Here is a 4827-nt window from a genome sequence, read left to right as displayed (position 1 = left end):
CGAGGAGATTTTGTTTGGAGAGTTTGATCCTGGCTCAGGACGAACGCTGGCGGCGTGCTTAACACATGCAAGTCGAACGGAAAGGCCCCTTCGGGGGTACTCGAGTGGCGAACGGGTGAGTAACACGTGGGCAATCTGCCCTGCACTTCGGGATAAGCCTGGGAAACTGGGTCTAATACCGGATAGGACCACTTGGCGCATGCCTTGTGGTGGAAAGCTTTTGCGGTGTGGGATGGGCCCGCGGCCTATCAGCTTGTTGGTGGGGTGATGGCCTACCAAGGCGACGACGGGTAGCCGGCCTGAGAGGGTGTCCGGCCACACTGGGACTGAGATACGGCCCAGACTCCTACGGGAGGCAGCAGTGGGGAATATTGCACAATGGGCGCAAGCCTGATGCAGCGACGCCGCGTGGGGGATGACGGCCTTCGGGTTGTAAACCTCTTTCAGCAGGGACGAAGCGCAAGTGACGGTACCTGCAGAAGAAGCACCGGCCAACTACGTGCCAGCAGCCGCGGTAATACGTAGGGTGCGAGCGTTGTCCGGAATTACTGGGCGTAAAGAGCTCGTAGGTGGTTTGTCGCGTTGTTCGTGAAAACCGGGGGCTTAACCCTCGGCGTGCGGGCGATACGGGCAGACTAGAGTACTGCAGGGGAGACTGGAATTCCTGGTGTAGCGGTGGAATGCGCAGATATCAGGAGGAACACCGGTGGCGAAGGCGGGTCTCTGGGCAGTAACTGACGCTGAGGAGCGAAAGCGTGGGGAGCGAACAGGATTAGATACCCTGGTAGTCCACGCCGTAAACGGTGGGTACTAGGTGTGGGTTTCCTTCCTTGGGATCCGTGCCGTAGCTAACGCATTAAGTACCCCGCCTGGGGAGTACGGCCGCAAGGCTAAAACTCAAAGGAATTGACGGGGGCCCGCACAAGCGGCGGAGCATGTGGATTAATTCGATGCAACGCGAAGAACCTTACCTGGGTTTGACATGCACAGGACGCGTCTAGAGATAGGCGTTCCCTTGTGGCCTGTGTGCAGGTGGTGCATGGCTGTCGTCAGCTCGTGTCGTGAGATGTTGGGTTAAGTCCCGCAACGAGCGCAACCCTTGTCTCATGTTGCCAGCGGGTAATGCCGGGGACTCGTGAGAGACTGCCGGGGTCAACTCGGAGGAAGGTGGGGATGACGTCAAGTCATCATGCCCCTTATGTCCAGGGCTTCACACATGCTACAATGGCCGGTACAAAGGGCTGCGATGCCGTAAGGTTAAGCGAATCCTTTTAAAGCCGGTCTCAGTTCGGATCGGGGTCTGCAACTCGACCCCGTGAAGTCGGAGTCGCTAGTAATCGCAGATCAGCAACGCTGCGGTGAATACGTTCCCGGGCCTTGTACACACCGCCCGTCACGTCATGAAAGTCGGTAACACCCGAAGCCAGTGGCCTAACCCTTTGGGAGGGAGCTGTCGAAGGTGGGATCGGCGATTGGGACGAAGTCGTAACAAGGTAGCCGTACCGGAAGGTGCGGCTGGATCACCTCCTTTCTAAGGAGCACCACGAAAAGCACTCCAATTGGTGGGGTGCGAGCCGTGAGGGGTTTCCGCCTGTAGTGGGCGGGATCCGGGTGCACGACAGCAAATGATTGCCAGACACACTATTGGGCCCTGAGACAACACTCGGCCAGTCCGTGTGGTGTCCCTCCATCTTGGTGGTGGGGTGTGGTGTTTGAGTATTGGATAGTGGTTGCGAGCATCTAAACGGATGCGTTGCCGGCAACGGTCGCGTGTTCGTTGAAATGTGTAATTTCTTCTTTGGTTTTTGTGTGTAAGTAAGTGTTTAAGGGCGCATGGTGGATGCCTTGGCATCGAGAGCCGATGAAGGACGTGGGAGGCTGCGATATGCCTCGGGGAGCTGTCAACCGAGCATTGATCCGAGGATTTCCGAATGGGGAAACCCAGCACGAGTGATGTCGTGTTACCCGCATCTGAATATATAGGGTGCGGGAGGTAACGCGGGGAAGTGAAACATCTCAGTACCCGTAGGAGAAGAAAACAATTGTGATTCCGTTAGTAGTGGCGAGCGAACGCGGAAGAGGCTAAACCGCATGCATGGATAACCGGGTAGGGGTTGTGTGTGCGGGGTTGTGGGATTGATATGTCTCAGCTCTACCTGGCTGAGGGGTAGTCAGAAAGTGTCGTGGTTAGCGGAAGTGGCCTGGGACGGCCCGCCGTAGACGGTGAAAGCCCGGTACGCGAAAACCCGGCACCTACCTTGTATCAACACCCGAGTAGCAGCGGGCCCGTGGAATCTGCTGTGAATCTGCCGGGACCACCCGGTAAGCCTAAATACTTCTCGATGACCGATAGCGGATTAGTACCGTGAGGGAATGGTGAAAAGTACCCCGGGAGGGGAGTGAAATAGTACCTGAAACCGTGTGCCTACAAGCCGTCAGAGCCTCCTTGTGGGGTGATGGCGTGCCTTTTGAAGAATGAGCCTGCGAGTCAGGGACACGTCGCGAGGTTAACCCGTGCGGGGTAGCCGCAGCGAAAGCGAGTCTGAATAGGGCGCATCCCCTTTGGGGTGTAGTGGCGTGTTCTGGACCCGAAGCGGAGTGATCTACCCATGGCCAGGGTGAAGCGCGGGTAAGACCGCGTGGAGGCCCGAACCCACTTAGGTTGAAGACTGAGGGGATGAGCTGTGGGTAGGGGTGAAAGGCCAATCAAACTCCGTGATAGCTGGTTCTCCCCGAAATGCATTTAGGTGCAGCGTTACGTGTTTCACCACGGAGGTAGAGCTACTGGATGGCCGATGGGCCCTACTAGGTTACTGACGTCAGCCAAACTCCGAATGCCGTGGTGTATAGCGTGGCAGTGAGACGGCGGGGGATAAGCTCCGTGCGTCGAGAGGGAAACAGCCCAGATCGCCGGCTAAGGCCCCTAAGCGTGTGCTAAGTGGAAAAGGATGTGCAGTCGCAGAGACAACCAGGAGGTTGGCTTAGAAGCAGCCACCCTTGAAAGAGTGCGTAATAGCTCACTGGTCAAGTGATTGTGCGCCGATAATGTAGCGGGGCTCAAGCACACCGCCGAAGCCGCGGCAACCGTAAGGTTGGGTAGGGGAGCGTCCCCCATGCAGCGAAGCTACCGGGTAACCGTGTGGTGGAGTTTGGGGGAGTGAGAATGCAGGCATGAGTAGCGATAAGGCAAGTGAGAACCTTGCCCGCCGTAAGACCAAGGGTTCCTGGGCCAGGCCAGTCCGCCCAGGGTGAGTCGGGACCTAAGGCGAGGCCGACAGGCGTAGTCGATGGACAACGGGTTGATATTCCCGTACCCGTGTGTGGGCGTCCCTGACGAATCAGCGGTACTAACCACCCAAATGGTGGTCTATCAATCCCTTCGGGGTGCGAGGATCGCCGGCTGCGTGGGACCTTCGCTGGTAGTAGTCAAGCAATGGGGTGACGCAGGAAGGTAGCCGTACCAGTCAGTGGTAATACTGGGGCAAGCCCGTAGGGAGAGCGATAGGTAAATCCGTCGCTCATTAATCCTGAGAGGTGATGCATAGCCGATTGAGGCGAATTCGGTGATCCTCTGCTGCCAAGAAAAGCCTCTAGCGAGCACACACACGGCCCGTACCCCAAACCGACACAGGTGGTCAGGTAGAGCATACCAAGGCGTACGAGATAACTATGGTTAAGGAACTCGGCAAAATGCCCCCGTAACTTCGGGAGAAGGGGGGCCGAAATACTGTGAACACCCTTGCGGTGGGAGCGGGATTCGGCCGCAGAAACCAGTGGGTAGCGACTGTTTACTAAAAACACAGGTCCGTGCGAAGTCGCAAGACGATGTATACGGACTGACGCCTGCCCGGTGCTGGAAGGTTAAGAGGACCCGTTAACCGTAAGGTGAAGCGGAGAATTTAAGCCCCAGTAAACGGCGGTGGTAACTATAACCATCCTAAGGTAGCGAAATTCCTTGTCGGGTAAGTTCCGACCTGCACGAATGGCGTAACGACTTCCCAACTGTCTCAACCATAGACTCGGCGAAATTGCACTACGAGTAAAGATGCTCGTTACGCGCGGCAGGACGAAAAGACCCCGGGACCTTCACTACAACTTGGTATTGGTGTTCGGTACGGTTTGTGTAGGATAGGTGGGAGACTGTGAAACCTCAACGCCAGTTGGGGCGGAGTCGTTGTTGAAATACCACTCTGATCGTATTGGACACCTAACGTCGAACCCTTATCGGGTTCACGGACAGTGCCTGGCGGGTAGTTTAACTGGGGCGGTTGCCTCCTAAAATGTAACGGAGGCGCCCAAAGGTTCCCTCAACCTGGACGGCAATCAGGTGTTGAGTGTAAGTGCACAAGGGAGCTTGACTGCGAGACTTACAAGTCAAGCAGGGACGAAAGTCGGGACTAGTGATCCGGCACCCCCGAGTGGAAGGGGTGTCGCTCAACGGATAAAAGGTACCCCGGGGATAACAGGCTGATCTTCCCCAAGAGTCCATATCGACGGGATGGTTTGGCACCTCGATGTCGGCTCGTCGCATCCTGGGGCTGGAGCAGGTCCCAAGGGTTGGGCTGTTCGCCCATTAAAGCGGCACGCGAGCTGGGTTTAGAACGTCGTGAGACAGTTCGGTCTCTATCCGCCGCGCGCGTCAGAAACTTGAGGAAACCTGTCCCTAGTACGAGAGGACCGGGACGGACGAACCTCTGGTATACCAGTTGTCCCACCAGGGGCACCGCTGGATAGCCACGTTCGGACAGGATAACCGCTGAAAGCATCTAAGCGGGAAACCTTCTCCAAGATCAGGTTTCTCACCCTTTTAGAGGGATAAGGCCCCCC

At 56.8% G+C, this 4827-nt stretch carries 2 rRNA genes; both read left to right on the top strand.

The annotated features are described in order from the left end of the window. The first annotated feature begins 11 nt into the window (after positions 1 to 11). Positions 12 to 1531, top strand: a 16S ribosomal RNA gene (locus A9X04_RS14670). A 282-nt stretch (positions 1532 to 1813) separates the two neighbouring features. Then, positions 1814 to 4827 (top strand): 23S ribosomal RNA (locus A9X04_RS14665); the annotation flags it as partial.

Origin of the sequence: Mycobacterium sp. E3247, from assembly GCF_001667785.1 — a bacterium.
Taxonomy (GTDB): domain Bacteria; phylum Actinomycetota; class Actinomycetes; order Mycobacteriales; family Mycobacteriaceae; genus Mycobacterium.
This window is presented reverse-complemented; position numbering and strand designations above follow the sequence as displayed.